Genomic DNA, 14,848 nt, shown 5'->3' with positions numbered 1-14,848 from the left:
CCGCCGTTCTGACGAGATATAAATACGAAACGCAACGGTATCGTATCGTATTCCCGAAGGATCGTCATCCCTTCCGGGTGATGCCGCGAGAGCGGGGCACGACGCGCGCTTGCGTGGTCCGAAGTGTGTTTTATCGCGCGTCGTGAGGAGCATGAAGATGCCGACACCGGATTGATCATCGGCGACACTTTGATGTCTTCGGAGACAGCGGCCCGCGCGCTCGAGTTGTACTACGAGCACCGGCCGAAGTTGCCGGTCAAGAACATCATCTTCACCCATTCGCACGGCGATCACTTCGGCGGAGTCAAAGGATTTGCAACGGACGCGGAGATTGCATCCGGCGCCGTAAAAGTCTATGCGCCGGACAGTTTCACCGAAGAAGCGATTTCCGAGAACGTCCCGGCGGGCACAGCGATTACGCGTCGTGGCATGTACATGTACGGATCGTTCCTGAAGCCAGGCCCGCAGGGGCAGGTCTCGGGCGGACTCGGACTGTCCACCTCACACGGCACTTCGACGTTCGCTGTGCCGACAAACGTCATCACCGAACCGGTGCACGAAGAAGTGATCGACGGAGTGCGGGTCACGTTCATGCTCGCACCCGGTACCGAAGCTCCATCCGAAATGCTGTTCTATCTACCTGATTTCAAGGCACTCGGCTCAGCTGAGGACGTCACGCACACGATGCACAATCTGTACACGTTGCGCGGAGCCAAGACTCGCGACGCCAAAGCCTGGTCGCATTACGTGCGGCTCGCGATGGAACTTTTCCCCGACGTCGAAATCATCTTTGCGCAACATCATTGGCCGACGTGGGGCAATGACAAGATCCGCAAACTCATCTCGGATCAGGCGGATCTGTACAAATATCTGCACGATCAGACACTTCGCCTGGCAAACAAGGGACTTACGCCAGTCGAGATCGCGGACCAGATCGAGGTGCCCGACGCCATCGGAAAGCAGTGGTACAACCGCGGGTACTACGGCTCACTCAGTCATAACGTCAAGGCGATCTACACCTTCTACCTCGGTTGGTTCGACGGTGTTCCCGCACATCTGAATCCGCATCCTCCGGTCGAGAACGGGAAACGGTACGTGGAGGCGGTCGGCGGACCGGATGCCTTGTTGGACAAGGGACGGAAGGCGTTCGACGGCGGCGACTACCGCTGGGCTGCAGAGTTGGTGAACCACTTGGTCTTTGCCGATCCCACCAATCAGAAGGCGCGAGAGTTGTTGGCGGACACCTATGAACAACTCGGGTATCAAGCCGAGAACGGTACGTGGAGAAACTTCTACCTCGTCGGCGCGATGGAACTGCGGCACCCGCTGGCTCCGATGCCGTCCAACAATCCCACCGGTCCGGCCGTCGTCGCAGCTGCATTGACACTGACCTGACCCGGTCCGTGTTCAACGAGGTGTACTTGGGAACGACCTCACTTACCGAATCCATCACCGGAGGAACGGCATCGGCTGACGGCGATCAGTCCCAGCTCGAAACCTTCATCTCGCTACTCGAGGACTTCGATCTCTGGTTCGATATCGTCACCCCGTAACAGCTCACTCGAAACGCGAAGGGTCTCCGGCGCCGATACGAACCACTTCCGGTACCCCCGAGGAATAGTCGACGACGGTGGTCGGCTCGGTACCGCAGTCGCCCGAGTCGATGACGGCGTCGAGTTGGTTGTCGAGTTCTTCCTTGATGGACCAGCCGTCCGTCATCGGTTCTTCGGCGCCCGGCAGCAGCAGGGTGCTCGACAGGATCGGCTCACCCAACTCCTGCAGCAAAGCTCGGACAACGGGGTGGCTGGGGATACGCACGCCGACAGTCTTCTTCTTGGCATGCGCGAGGCGACGGGGAACTTCCTTCGTTGCCGGAAGGATGAATGTGTACTGCCCGGGGGTGGCGGCCTTCACGGCGCGAAATGCCGAATTGCTGACATGCACGAAGTGTCCGAGCTGCGCAAAATCCGCACACACCAACGTGAAATGGTGGTCCGATTTCAGGTGCCGGATATCGCGAATCCGGTCTGTCCCCGAGTGGTTTTCCATCCGGGAGCCCAGGGCGTAGCAGGAATCTGTGGGGTAGGCGATGACCGCGTCGTTCCGCAACATCTCCACGATCTGACTGATCGCGCGGGGCTGCGGGTTGTCAGGGTGTACGTCGAAGTATCGGGCCATACAGGCAAGCCTAGTTCAGGGGCGTGGTACCAGGTTTGTTACGGCCGCTGACTGTGCTCGGCGAGCAGTGCCGTCAACTCCTCGGCATACGTAAGTTGCCGGCGCAGATGCCGGCAGCTGTCCTCGGCGCGAGTGTGGCAGTCGGCGATGAATTCGGTTGCGGCCGTGTGCGATGAGTCGTCTGAGGCGTCGGCCAGGATTTCGAGGGAATCGAGGAGCCTCTTCATCTCTTCGAGAGTGAATCCCAGTGGTTTCATCCGCCGGATCACCAGAAGTCGACTGATATCGGATTCGGTGTAGAGGCGGAACCCACCGGTGCTGCGCGCCGACGGTGTCACCAGTCCTACGTCGTCGTAGTGACGAATGGTTTTGATCGACAACTCGGTGCGTTCGGCTACCTGGCCGATCTGCATGTGTTCATTCGCCATGTCAGCTGCCCGCCCCCATTTGGCCGGACAGTCGAACGTGGCGTTCGGCGGACGCCTTGTCCAGGCCGATGATCTCGACGTTCTTGCCTCGGGCTGCGTACTTCGTGGTGATCGCGTCCAAAGTTGCCACGGTGGAGGCATCCCAGATATGAGCGTCGGAGAGGTCGACAATCACGTTCTCCGGATCGCCGGCGTAGTCGAATTGGTAGATCAGATCATTGCTCGACGCGAAGAACAGTTCGCCGCGCACCGCATAGACGCGGGTGTTCTCGTCGGGATGCGCAATGTCGACCACTTCGGTCAGATGCGCTACGCGCCGGGCGAAGACGACCATCGCGGTGATAACTCCGACAATGACACCGTAGGCCAGGTTGTGCGTCGTCACGGTGACGACAACGGTCACGAGCGTGACCATCGTCTCGCCGAGTGGCATGCGACGCAAGGTTTTCGGGTTGATACTGTGCCAATCCAGTGTTCCGACGGACACCATGATCATGACTGCGACCAGCACGGCCATCGGGATTTTGGCGACGAGCCCGCCGAGACCGACAACCAGGATCAGTAGGAAAACTCCGGCCAGGAAGGTGGAGATGCGGGTGCGCGCGCCGGAAACCTTGACGTTGATCATCGTCTGGCCGATCATGGCGCAACCGCCCATGCCGCCGAAGAATCCGGTGACGAGATTCGCGACGCCCTGGCCCCAGCCTTCGCGAGTTTTGTTCGAGTGCGTGTCGGTGATGTCGTCGACAAGCTTTGCGGTCATAAGTGATTCGAGAAGTCCGACCAAAGCCATCGCCAACGCGAAGGGTGCAATGATCGACAGGGTGTGCATGTTCAGCGGGACGTCCGGGAACATCAAACTCGGCAGGCTTGACGGAAGTTCGCCCTCGTCACCGACATTGGGTACATCGAGAGCGAACACGATCGTTGCCGCGGTCAGCAAGACGATGGCGACGAGCGGTGCCGGGACGGCGGACGTCAACTTCGGTAGTAACACGAGAATCAGCAGTGACAGGACCAGTAGGGGATAGACCATCCACGGTACGTCGATCAGATGGGGGAGCTGGGTTATGAAAATCATGATGGCCAGTGCGTTGACGAATCCGACCATGACGCTCCGCGGGATGAACCTCATCAGTTTTGCCACACCGAGCAGACTCAACACGATCTGCAGAACACCGGCGAGTAGAACGGTGGCGATCAGGTAATCGATGCCGTAGTCGCGGGTCAACGGTGCAACGACCAGCGCGACTGCGCCAGTTGCTGCCGAGATCATGGCTGGGCGGCCACCGACGATCGCGATGGTGACCGCCATCGTGAATGACGCGAACAATCCCACCCGCGGATCCACGCCGGCGATGATCGAGAACGAGATTGCCTCGGGGATCAGCGCCAAGGCAACGACGAGACCGCCCAGCACTTCGGTCTTCAGAAGTCGGGGCGAACGTAGCGCGGCAAGCACGCTGGTGTGGTCGAGCGTGCCTGTGGCCATCAGAGTTCCATCCTCACGAGATCGGCCAAACCCTACCCTCCCGTAAGGGTAGGGTTCGAATTTGGTGGTGAGATCCCTGGTCACTATGCGAGCATCGGACGATGAGCACTGGAACTGTCTCGATCTGGCATGGCGAAGAGGGTTGGGGCGTCATCGAATCCGCCGATACTCCCGGCGGATGCTGGGCCTTCTACAGTCATATCTGGGCCGATGCGTTACCGGAGTTGAAGCCGGGGCATTCCCGGACGATCAGGGGTGGTTACCGGGAGCTGATCGTCGGTGAGAGCGTCGACTTCACTTGGGAATCAGTGGAGCAGGACGGTTACTCCTATCGCGCGATCAGCGTGACACCGGGGCGGGAACATCCGCAGTGGACGATCGAGGACAGTCCCGCCTGAGGTGTCTACTTCTCGCAGGCGACACCGTCTCCGTCACCGTCGAGGTGCGGGCCGTAGCCCGGATCGCCGATACGAACCGGTGCTGCGCCCGCAGCCTTGGCAGCCGCGCAGTTCTTGAACGGTGCCGACACCGGCGCCGGAGCAGACGTGACCACAGGCTTGGACGTCACGATGGGAGCCGACGTAGCGACCGGCTGCTGGGTCGGTGCAGTTCCACCACAATCCTGGAGGACTCCCGCGATGGCGTCGTGCTCGGCCTGCGTCACCCACAGTCCGTAAGTAGCTTTCACGTCTACCTGCGCCGTGACGTACTGGCAGCGGTAGCCCTTGTTGGGCGGCAACCACGATGCGGCGTCGGAATCGGATTTCTGCTGGTTGGCGGGACCGTCGGAGGCCAGGAGATTACGCGGATCGTTGGCAAAATTGGTGCGGGTCTGGGTGTCGAGTTGCTGAGCGCCCTTCTGCCAAGCATCGGACAGTGCTACGACGTGGTCGATCTGGACTGCCGACGACGTGTCCTGCCCGCGAGTGAAGGCGATGGTCTTGCTGGTGTACGGATCATTCAATGTTCCGGTCTGAATCGTGCACCGGTTGCCGTCCTTGAACGTGAGGTCGGTGAGATCGCGGCGCAAGATGTCATTGCGCGTGTCGCAGCCGTTGCGGCCGAACTCGACGTCGACGTCGTCGGTCCACGCGACGCCGAACAGTGCACGGTCGTAGCCGGTTTTCGGGGCACGTCCCTTGATCGGAATTTGAGCCAGCTGTGTCAGTGCGGACGACGTCGCGGCGAGGTCGATATTTGCTTGCGGGGATGACGTTGTCGTGATGCCGGAACCGATACCTGAACCAGCACTGTTTGTTTCGATTTCGGCGGCTACTGAACTGGAGCAACCTCCGAGGACCAGTGCGGCGGCGAAGCCGATCGATACAGCAGCTACGCTGCGCCTACTGATTGTCGTGCTTGCCATGTGCGAGAGTCCATTTCCATCCGAGATAAACCACAAGTATGTCATTTGCGGCAAACCCGACTGAATCGGCGGTGAACTCTCAGGCCTGGCCGGGTGGGCGCCATCCGCCCATTGCGCGTTCGAGTTCGAGGGCCACGCGAATTGTCACGTGATCGTTTCCGGCTGCACCGGCAACCTGAATTCCTAGAGGCAACCCACGTGTGTCCAGTCCGAGTGGAACTTGCGTCACCGGCAGGCCGAGCAGATTGAAGATTGCGGCACCTCCGAAAAGCCAAGGCCTCGCAAGAGTTCCGTTGTGGAGTGGTGCTGTACGAGGGAAGGCGGGGTGCAGGATCACGCCGTCGCCCATTGCTGCATGGACTTCAGCGGCGAGTGCCTCGCCGGCGTCGGTGATCTTACGACGTGCCGACGCGGGGAGCAGCCCGGGGAGTTTGTCGCCGATGATGGTCAATGTCATCTGGAGACTGCCGGTTCGGGACCATGACGGCCGTCGGGATTGTGCCGGGGCTTCCCCGAAGAAATCGAACAGGTTGGAGACTGACGTGCCCGCATGCTCGCGGAGGGCGATCAAATAGAACTGTGCGGAGCGACGCAGAGCTGTCAGTTGAACTCGCTGCACATTCGCGCCCGCCTCCGAGAGTGCTTGCGCTGCAGCATCTTGCGCCGTTTTCATCTCCGGAGACAGTGGTCGGAAATAGGTAGTTCCTTCGGGGATGATGACGGAAAGGCCCTCGAGGTTTACGGATTCTGTTGTGGGTAAATCGCTTTCGGACAGGATGCGGAGCAGTGGCATTAGGTCCTCGGCTCGACGCGCGAGGGTGCCGATGGATTCCATTGCGTCCACCTCGGTGCCCGAGTAGGCGGTGAGTGAGGGGATCTGCTCGGAACTGGGTACAAGGCCCGGCGACGGCTTGTGTCCGAAGACGCCGCAGAAGAACGCCGGCAGCCTGATCGACCCGCCGGTATCGGCGCCGAGCCCGAAGGGGGCACCTCCCGATCCGACTGCTGCGCCTTCTCCACCGGACGACCCGCCGGCGGTTCGGCGTGGGTCGTACGGGTTGCGAGTGCGTCCGTACACGCTGTTGTAACTCTCGATTCCGAGGCACAACTCCGACGTGTTCGTTACTCCCATGACAATCGCTCCGGCGCCTTTGAGTCGATCGACGGCGCGAGCGTCCGTGGTGGAGATGGTCCCCCGTCGGGTCGCCATACCGGCAGTGAACGGCATGCCGGCAACAGGAATGGCTTCTTTCACGGTGAAGGGGACGCCCAGTAGCGGGGGTAGATCGTCGTCGGCAGAACTCGCAGCGATCAAGCGGTCTGCTGCATCGGCCTCGTCCTGCGCTTGGGTGAAACGGTTGGCCACGATGGCTCCGAGGTCGTGACCTGCGCGGAGAACGGCAATGTGGGCATCCACAACCTGCCTCGATGTGACAGCGCCGGTGCGGATCGATCGAGCCAGCTCCATCGCAGATGCAGTGGTGACGGAAATTTGCGCTGCAGTCGAGGTCGCATCGTTACATTTGGCCATGATATGTAACAGGGTATCGAAATTTGTACAGCTTGGGTGAAAATGCGGCGAATCGGATCTGTCATGCTGGTCTGATGAAGAAGACAATCACCGGGATTATCGGAGCATTCTCACTGTTGGCGTTGGTCGCTTGTGGATCCGACGGCGGTGAGCCTACGTCGATTGCAACGGTGACGTCATCTGCGGCAGCCGAGCAGAGTGCCACACCCGGCACTCCCGCGCCCGCCGAGGATTCCGCGAATTATGGTGGCGGAGCAGCGATTTCGCGTAACTATACTCAGACATGCGCTGACGTCCTCGTGTTCATCGACGGATACGAGAAGACCCTCGAAGAGTCCGGTGACACCAGCGGGACGACTCGCGAATCGGTTGCGGCCGAACTTCAGACATCGATCGAGGCGTACCCGGCGTGGACCCAGATGTCCGCCGACGAGCAGGCGGAGGTAACTCGCGGAATCAGTGCGGCGGCCGCCGGCAGCTGCTGACGTAGGTCGTCCGCTCCGAATTTCATCGACCCGCAAGTTGGGTGCCTTCACTGAATGCACCCAACTTGCGGGTCGATTTTGCTTTCTCCCGATGCATCTGTCCGGGTCGTGCTCACCCCGGGGTTTCGTCGACGTTGCGAGAGGCGTCCTGAGTCCGCCAAAAGTAATTCGCAATTCACCAGTGACATTCACTTCTTTTGGTGGCTGTGAGGTAGCTCTCCAAAAAGTGGGCTTAGTGGATCATTGTTCGAGGAAATTTCCCCTCCGCCAGGTCTAGTCAACCCGCATCTTGTCCGTTAGTGTATCCCCATTCACTAAGGGTGAATGGTGTTCTTGGCCATCGCCCTGCTGGACACCTCGAGACGAAAGGGCGTGGGGATGCCCGTAATCAAGTCAGAAATTGATACGTCATCAACGACGTATCAAGAGAATCGCGTAGTCCAACTTGCCGCTGTTGCGGCACTTGACGAGCAGCTCGAACTGGTTGCGGCGGGCGGTGGAGCGCGCTACGTCCAGCGTCACCACGACCGTGGCAGGTTGCTCGCTCGGGAACGGATCGAACTCCTCCTCGACCGTGACGCCCCGTTCATGGAACTGTCGGCACTGGCGGCGTGGGGCACGCAGTTCAACGTCGGCGCAGCCATCGTCACCGGAGTGGGCGTAGTTTCGGGTATCGAGTGCATGATCATTGCGCACGATCCGACGGTGCGCGGCGGCACTATGAACCCCTACACCTTGCGAAAGAACCTCCGAGCGTTGGAGATTGCACGCACCAACCGGCTACCCGTGGTCTACCTGGTGGAATCGGGTGGCGCAGACTTGCCGACCCAGTCGGATCTGTTTGTCTCCGCCGGCAAGATATTTCACGATCTCACCGAGATGTCGTCGATGGGTATACCGACGATCGCGCTGGTCTTCGGTAACTCCACGGCAGGCGGCGCGTACGTGCCGGGCATGTGCGACTACGCGGTTCTCGTAGACAAACAAGCCAAGGTTTTTCTCGGCGGCCCTCCGTTGGTCAAGATGGCCACCGGAGAGGAAGCCGATGACGAAGCTCTCGGTGGCGCTGACATGCATTCGCGCATATCAGGTTTGGCGGATCACTTCGCCGTGGACGAGGCCGATTGCATCCGTATCGGCCGTGACATCCTCGAGCACCTCAACTGGAGCAAGCTCGGTCCCGGCCCGAGCTTGCCCGCCGACCAGCCGCTCTACGACGCGGCTGAACTCCTCGGCGTTGCGTCGGGCGACCCGCGCACGCCCTTCGATCCCCGCGATGTCATCGCTCGGGTGGCAGACGGTTCCAGGTTCTCGGAGTACAAACCTCGATGGGGTACCAGCCTCGTCACCGGGTGGGCTTCCATACATGGATTTCCCGTCGGAATCCTCGCGAACGCTCGCGGAGTTCTGTTCAGCGAGGAGGCCAAGAAGGCCACCGAGTTCATTCTGCTGGCCAACCAGACCGACACGCCACTGATCTTCTTGCAGAACACAACCGGCTACATGGTCGGTACGGAATATGAGCAGGGCGGCATCATCAAGGACGGCTCCAAGATGATCAACGCCGTCACGAACAGCACGGTCCCTCACATCACTGTCAACATGGGCGGGTCTTTCGGCGCGGGCAACTACGGAATGTCCGGGCGTGCATTCGATCCACGATTCATGTTCACCTGGGTCAACGCGAAACTCGCGGTCATGGGTGCGCCGCAGTTGGCGGGCGTCATGTCGATCGTTGCCAAAGCCTCGGCGGAGTCGGCCGGCCGTGAGTTCGATGTAGAGGCGGACGCGAAGCGCACCGCCGAGATCGAGCGGCAGATCGAGGACGAGTCGCACCCCTTCTTCGTCTCGGCGCGGGTATATGACGATGGCGTCATAGATCCGCGGGATACCCGGTCGGTGCTGGGGTTAGCGCTGTCCGCTGCCCATTCCAATCAGGTCGCCGGCCGTCGCGGCTACGGCGTTTTCAGGATGTGAGAATTCGATGACGACAATCACCAAACTGCTGATCGCAAATCGCGGAGAGATCGCGTCGCGCATCATTCGCACCGCCCGGCAGATGAATATCGGCACGGTGGCTCTGTATTCGGATGCAGACCAGAATGCGCCCTATGTTCAGGAAGCCGACGAGTCGGTGCATCTGAAAGGGACGGCCCCCGCCGACACCTATCTGCGCGGAGACCTGGTTCTCGCGGCGGCAGAGCGAACCGGTGCCGACGCGATCCATCCTGGCTACGGGTTCCTTTCGGAGAATGAGGGTTTCGCTCGCTCCTGTGCTGCGGCCGGCATCATCTTTGTCGGCCCCAGTCCGGAGGCCATTGCGGCGATGGGCTCGAAGATCGAGGCCAAGCGCATCATGGAAGACGCCGGCGTTCCGGTGTTGCCGGGAATCACTATCGACAGTGACGACAGCGCGGACCCGCAGGCACTCATCGAGGCTGCCCGGCGTATCGGCTTCCCCGTCCTGGTCAAGGCAGCTTTCGGTGGCGGTGGACGCGGTATGCGCATGGTCATTGACGAGTCAGAACTGGTCGAGGCGGTGCAGAGCGCTCGACGAGAGGCTGCGTCTGCTTTCGGAAACGGAACGGTCTTCCTCGAAAAGTTTGTCGAATCGCCGCGCCATATCGAGATGCAAATCTTCGGCGACAGTCACGGAACCCTTGTGCACCTGGGCGAGCGGGAATGTTCCATCCAGCGTCGGTACCAGAAGATCATCGAGGAATCGCCGTCGACTGCGGTGGATGCGGAACTGCGCGCCGAACTTGGGCGGGCGGCGGTCACTGCCGGCAAGGCATTGGCCTACGAAGGCGCCGGCACAGTGGAATTCGTGATGGCGCCCGACGGGTCGTTCTACTTTCTCGAGGTCAATACCCGCTTGCAGGTAGAGCATCCGGTCACTGAAATGGTCACCGGTATCGACCTGGTTCGTGGACAGTTGCTCGTTGCGTCCGGTGCGCCGTTGCCGGAAGAGATGCTCGATGTGACGCCGCGTGGGCACGCCATCGAGGTTCGTCTGTATGCCGAAGACGTGGCTGCGGGGTTCATCCCGGTTTCCGGGACGCTGACTACCTTGGAATTTCCCGAATTCCCCGGTCTCCGAATCGATGCGGGCTTTCGATCCGGATCTGAGGTCACTACGTTCTACGACCCGATGCTCGCGAAGGTGATCGGATACGGGCGTGACCGCGAGGAAGCGCGCAACCTCGTGGCGCGCGCACTGGCGGAGACAACCGTGCACGGCGTGACCACCAACCGGGATTTGCTTGTCGGAATCTTGTGCGAATCCGAGTTCCGGGAAGGCAAGACCGACACCGGCTATCTCGCTCGTCACGATGCGGCTGAGCTGATGCTCAGGCGAGATGCCGATCAGGCGAGGAAGATTCATGCTCTCGTCGCTGCATTGGCCGCGCAGGCAGGCCGCCGGACAAGCACTCCGGTCCTGCCCGGACTGCCCTCCGGATTCCGCACTCTGGTCAGTGGGCCACAATCCGTCACCTATCGGTGCTGTGACGATGAAATAGACGTGAGTTACCGCTTCGGCCGCGACGGCGTCACGGCGCAGAGCGGCGACTGGAAGCCTGAGTCGGTCGAGCTGATCGAGGTGTCGTGTTCGCTGGTGGACGCAGCGATCGACGGTGTTCGTCGGCGCTACCGGGTGACCCGGTCCGGTGCTGCTCACTATGTCGACAGCGCGCTCGGGTCGACGGAATTGATTGAGGTGGAACGGTTTACCGATCCGAGTACGGTAGGTGAGCCGGGTTCGTTGATGGCGCCGATGCCAGGCACGGTAGTCCGGATCGAAGTGAGCGAGGGACAGGAGGTCGCGTTGGGCGATCCCGTTCTGGTCCTCGAGGCGATGAAGATGGAGCACACCGTGCGTGCCCCTTCGTCCGGGATCGTCGCGACGCTTCCCGTGGCCGTCGGCATGCAGGTGGAGGCCGGTCAGGTGCTGATGATCATTGCGGACGAGGCCGAGGTGGGCATCGAATGACCGATGAAGTTATCTACGACGTTCGGAATTCGATTGCCTGGCTGACCATCAATCGCCCGGATGCTCGCAACAGTCTCAACAAGGCGGTGCGCGACGGACTCTTCGACGGGGTCCGCCGCTTCAACACGGATGACACGGCCAAAGTCCTTGTCATCACCGGCACCGGAGAGAAGGCGTTCTGTGCGGGCGGTGATCTCAAGGAGATGTCGGACGCAAAGCTGACGGTGCCACCGGTCGATTTTGTTCCCCAGTTCGGTCGCAACATCATGGTGGACAAGCCGACCATCGCGGCTGTGAACGGGGTGGCCTTCGGTGGAGGCTTCCTGCTGGCGCAGACAACCGACCTGTGCGTTGCGTCCACAACAGCTCGATTCGCAATTACAGAAGCGAAAATCGGTCGGGGATCACCCTGGGCTGCACCGCTTTCGCGAATGATTCCGCCCCGACTTGCCATGGAAGTGGTCCTCACCGGCGCCCCGCTGACGGCGCAACGGGCGTACGACGTCGGCTTTGTCAATCAACTCGCGGAGCCTGACGAACTGCACGAGCGGACACAGGAACTCGCTGAATTGATTGCGGCCAATGCGCCGCTCTCTGTCGCGGCCGGGAAGAAAACTACCGCGTTGACCGCGGAGTATCCGCTCAGTGAATCGTTTGATCGAGCCGAACAAATATGGGAGCCAGTCTATTTGAGCGAGGATGCCCAAGAAGGCATGCTGTCGTTCAAGGAGAAGCGCACCCCACAGTGGAAAGGGAAGTAATGGCAGTCGACTACCCAGCCCTATTGCACGACTTGCGCGGCGAATCGGACGCGATCCGCGATGTGCTGACTGACTTGGAACCTCCGCAGTGGGAGACCCCGACACCAGCCGAAGGCTGGTCCATCCGGGACCAGGTCTCACATTTGGCGTACTTCGACGATGCTGCGGTCACCGCGATGTCGGATGCCGACACGTTCCGGCGCGAGGCAACTGCGCTCATGGCGCGTGGAGAAAACTTTCCCGACCTGGTCGCGGAGGAATATCGACACCTGACTGTGGGGGACCTCCTGACGTGGTTCTCCGAATCCCGAGCTGGGCTCTTGGACGCCTTCGCTGCCAACGACTCTCGGAAACGGATTCCTTGGTACGGGCCCGAGATGAGCGTCGCGTCGTCGGCCACTGCCAGGCTGATGGAAACCTGGGCTCACGGTCAGGACATCTTCGACACGCTGGGAGTGATTCATCCGCCGAGCGCCGGACTACGCAGCATCGCCCACTTAGGTGTGAGCACTTTCGCCTTCTCCCACACTCTCAACGACCGGGCGGTACCGGCCGAACCGGTACGTGTCGAATTACAGGCACCGGACTCTTCGGAGATTTGGAGTTGGGGGCCCGAGACTGCTGAGCATCGCGTAACCGGACCGGCCGCCGACTTCGTACTTGTCGTCACCCAGCGCCGCAATTTCTCCGATACCGCTCTCGAAGCGGAAGGTGTTGTGGCACAGTCCTGGATGGGAATCGCCCAGGCCTACGCCGGCGCACCCGGGCCTGGCCGATCTCGCAGTTCCGCAGCGATTGCGACGGGAGAAAACTCATGACCGAATCCGCAGTTCACCGCAGACCCGTACGAATCGGGAATGTGTCGGGATTTTACGGCGACCGCTTCGATGCGTTCAAGGAGATGGTCGAGGGCTCCCTAGCGGATCCCGCCGGAGTGGTCGATGTCGTCACCGGAGACTACTTGGCCGAACTCACCATGCTCATACTGTGGAAGTCGAAGAAGAAGGATCCGAGCACCGGATACGCGAAGACATTCCTCGAGCAGTTCCGGGCGGTCGTGAATACCTGCGCAGACAAGGGAATCAAGGTCGTGGTCAATGCGGGCGGCTTGAACCCCGCCGGCTTGGCCGAGCAGATCCGGGCAGTCGCAGCCGACGCCGGAGTGAACCTCTCCGTCGCCCACATCGAAGGGGATGACTTACGGCCTCGACTTGAAGTGCTGCAGGCCGCGGGCCATCAGTTCCGGCATCTGGACAAGGACATCACCTTGGCCGAGTCCGGTGCTGATCCCGTATCCGCGAATGCCTACCTCGGCGGCTGGGGTATCGCGTCGGCGCTACAGCGCGGGGCCGATGTCGTGATCTGCCCACGGGTCACCGATGCGGCTCTGGTGGTCGGCGTCGGGGCCTGGTGGCACGGGTGGGACCGCACGGACTTCGACGCATTGGCCGGCGCTGTTGCGGCGGGCCACGTGATCGAATGCGGCCCGCAGGCGTGCGGCGGAAACTACTCGCAGATTGCGGAGATCGTCGATCGTCGATACCCGGGATCGCCGATCGCCGAACTCGCGCACGACGGCAGTTTTGTCATCACCAAGCTGGACGGCACCGGCGGACTCGTCTCGCCGGGCACTGTCACCGCTCAGTTGCTTTACGAAGTTGATGCGCCCGCGTACCTGAATCCCGATGTGATTGCCCATTTCGACACCCTGACCATCACGTCCGAGGGAGACAACCGGGTCAGAGTGTGCGGCACGCGCGGTTCGGCCCCACCGCCGACATTGAAGGTGGCGATGAATTACATCGGCGGCTACCGCAACACCATGACGTTGGTGCTCACCGGCCTCGATATCGCAGAGAAGGCGCAGTGGGCACAGGAGGAACTTTTCGAGATCCTCGGTGGCCGAGACGCTTTCGATGAGACCGATGTGCAACTGCTTCGTTACGACGTCGAGGACCCGTCGACGATGGCGCAGGCTGTTGCGCACCTACGGGTAACAGTGAAGGACCGCGACCGTACCAAGGTCGACCGGGCCTTCTCCAATGCAGTTGTCGAACTGTCGCTTGCCGGCTACGCGGGATTCCACACCACGACGCCTCCGTCGTCAGCATCGGAATTCGGTGTGTACTGGCCGGCGCTGATTCCCGCGGACGAGGTCGAGCAGGTGGTCTGCCATGCCGACGGTACGCGTGAGACGATTCCGCACAGTGCACTCGTTGCCGAGTCGACGCAACAGATCGACACCAATGAGTCTGTTGCAGCGACACTTCCGAGAGTCACGTCCCGTCGAGCGCTCGGAACCGTTGCTGCGGCCCGATCCGGAGACAAGGGCGGTAAGGCCAATGTCGGAGTATGGACCGACACCGCCGAACGCTGGGACTGGCTGCGCGCTCACCTGACCGTGGATCAATTTCGCAAACTGGTTCCCGAGGCCGAGGGGCTGGTGGTGCACCGATACGAGTTCCCGAACTTGCGGGCACTCAACTTCGTGGTCGTCGGATTTCTCGGAGATGGCGTCGCGTCGTCGACCCGCTCCGATCCGCAAGCGAAAGGCCTCGGCGAGTATCTCCGCGCCCGGCACACTGACATTCCCGACGAGCTGATTGGTTGACACAC

The 14,848-nt window shown here is 61.1% G+C and carries 14 protein-coding genes; 9 read left to right on the top strand and 5 right to left on the bottom strand.

The annotated features are described in order from the left end of the window. The first annotated feature begins 123 nt into the window (after positions 1-123). On the top strand, positions 124-1,395 hold the full coding sequence (locus tag BDB13_RS00115) for an alkyl/aryl-sulfatase (protein ID WP_254922645.1): 1,272 nt from the start codon (positions 124-126) through the stop codon (positions 1,393-1,395). A gap of 26 nt (positions 1,396-1,421) precedes the next feature. Next, positions 1,422-1,553 (top strand): alkyl sulfatase C-terminal domain-containing protein, encoded by a 132-nt coding sequence (locus BDB13_RS32685; RefSeq protein ID WP_254922644.1) that lies wholly within the window; start codon positions 1,422-1,424, stop codon positions 1,551-1,553. A 4-nt stretch (positions 1,554-1,557) separates the two neighbouring features. On the opposite strand, the gene BDB13_RS00110 is transcribed toward BDB13_RS32685, so the two are convergent. The 3 genes from BDB13_RS00110 to BDB13_RS00100 are packed head-to-tail and all read right to left on the bottom strand — an operon-like array spanning position 1,558 to position 4,098. Continuing rightward, the gene (locus BDB13_RS00110; RefSeq protein ID WP_094269860.1) at positions 1,558-2,178 is read right to left on the bottom strand and encodes an L-threonylcarbamoyladenylate synthase; all 621 of its coding nucleotides are present in this window, start codon (positions 2,176-2,178) and stop codon (positions 1,558-1,560) included. 38 nt (positions 2,179-2,216) lie between these two features. Further along, the gene (locus tag BDB13_RS00105) at positions 2,217-2,606 is read right to left on the bottom strand and encodes a MerR family transcriptional regulator (RefSeq protein WP_094269859.1); all 390 of its coding nucleotides are present in this window, start codon (positions 2,604-2,606) and stop codon (positions 2,217-2,219) included. Position 2,607: 1 nt separating this feature from the next. Then, positions 2,608-4,098: a SulP family inorganic anion transporter gene (locus BDB13_RS00100; RefSeq protein WP_094269858.1), complete on the bottom strand. Its 1,491-nt coding sequence runs from the start codon at positions 4,096-4,098 to the stop codon at positions 2,608-2,610. 101 nt (positions 4,099-4,199) lie between these two features. Between BDB13_RS00100 and BDB13_RS00095 the strand changes: the two genes are divergently transcribed. Then, positions 4,200-4,496, top strand: coding sequence for a hypothetical protein (locus tag BDB13_RS00095; protein ID WP_094269857.1), 297 nt, complete (start codon positions 4,200-4,202; stop codon positions 4,494-4,496). Positions 4,497-4,501: 5 nt separating this feature from the next. On the opposite strand, the gene BDB13_RS00090 is transcribed toward BDB13_RS00095, so the two are convergent. Together BDB13_RS00090 and BDB13_RS00085 are read right to left on the bottom strand one after the other, a co-directional pair. After that, positions 4,502-5,464 (bottom strand): GmrSD restriction endonuclease domain-containing protein, encoded by a 963-nt coding sequence (locus BDB13_RS00090; RefSeq protein WP_094269856.1) that lies wholly within the window; start codon positions 5,462-5,464, stop codon positions 4,502-4,504. A gap of 79 nt (positions 5,465-5,543) precedes the next feature. Further along, positions 5,544-6,995: an amidase gene (locus BDB13_RS00085; RefSeq protein WP_094269855.1), complete on the bottom strand. Its 1,452-nt coding sequence runs from the start codon at positions 6,993-6,995 to the stop codon at positions 5,544-5,546. Positions 6,996-7,069: 74 nt separating this feature from the next. Here BDB13_RS00085 and BDB13_RS00080 point away from each other — a divergent pair, with 74 nt between their 5' ends. The 6 genes from BDB13_RS00080 (at position 7,070) to BDB13_RS00055 (ending at position 14,843) form a co-directional block, all read left to right on the top strand. After that, complete coding sequence (locus BDB13_RS00080) at positions 7,070-7,480, top strand: hypothetical protein (protein WP_094269854.1); 411 nt, start codon at positions 7,070-7,072, stop codon at positions 7,478-7,480. Positions 7,481-7,858: 378 nt separating this feature from the next. Further along, positions 7,859-9,457 carry an acyl-CoA carboxylase subunit beta gene (locus BDB13_RS00075; RefSeq protein WP_094274553.1) on the top strand — a complete coding sequence of 533 codons (1,599 nt, stop codon included), beginning with the start codon at positions 7,859-7,861 and terminating at the stop codon, positions 9,455-9,457. A 7-nt stretch (positions 9,458-9,464) separates the two neighbouring features. Then, positions 9,465-11,471 carry an acetyl/propionyl/methylcrotonyl-CoA carboxylase subunit alpha gene (locus tag BDB13_RS00070; protein ID WP_094269853.1) on the top strand — a complete coding sequence of 669 codons (2,007 nt, stop codon included), beginning with the start codon at positions 9,465-9,467 and terminating at the stop codon, positions 11,469-11,471. After that, entirely contained in the window at positions 11,468-12,232 is a 765-nt protein-coding gene (locus BDB13_RS00065) for an enoyl-CoA hydratase/isomerase family protein (RefSeq protein WP_094269852.1), read from the top strand. The genes BDB13_RS00070 and BDB13_RS00065 overlap by 4 nt, the downstream gene beginning before the upstream one ends. Beyond that, positions 12,232-13,050, top strand: coding sequence for a TIGR03084 family metal-binding protein (locus BDB13_RS00060; protein WP_094269851.1), 819 nt, complete (start codon positions 12,232-12,234; stop codon positions 13,048-13,050). Before BDB13_RS00065 ends, BDB13_RS00060 begins: the two co-directional genes overlap by 1 nt. Continuing rightward, positions 13,047-14,843 (top strand): acyclic terpene utilization AtuA family protein, encoded by a 1,797-nt coding sequence (locus BDB13_RS00055; RefSeq protein WP_094269850.1) that lies wholly within the window; start codon positions 13,047-13,049, stop codon positions 14,841-14,843. Before BDB13_RS00060 ends, BDB13_RS00055 begins: the two co-directional genes overlap by 4 nt. The last annotated feature ends 5 nt before the right edge of the window (positions 14,844-14,848 follow it).

Origin of the sequence: Rhodococcus sp. OK302, from assembly GCF_002245895.1 — a bacterium.
Taxonomy (GTDB): domain Bacteria; phylum Actinomycetota; class Actinomycetes; order Mycobacteriales; family Mycobacteriaceae; genus Rhodococcus_F.
Note: the sequence above shows the minus strand (reverse complement) of the source record. Positions and strands in the feature narration are given on the sequence as shown.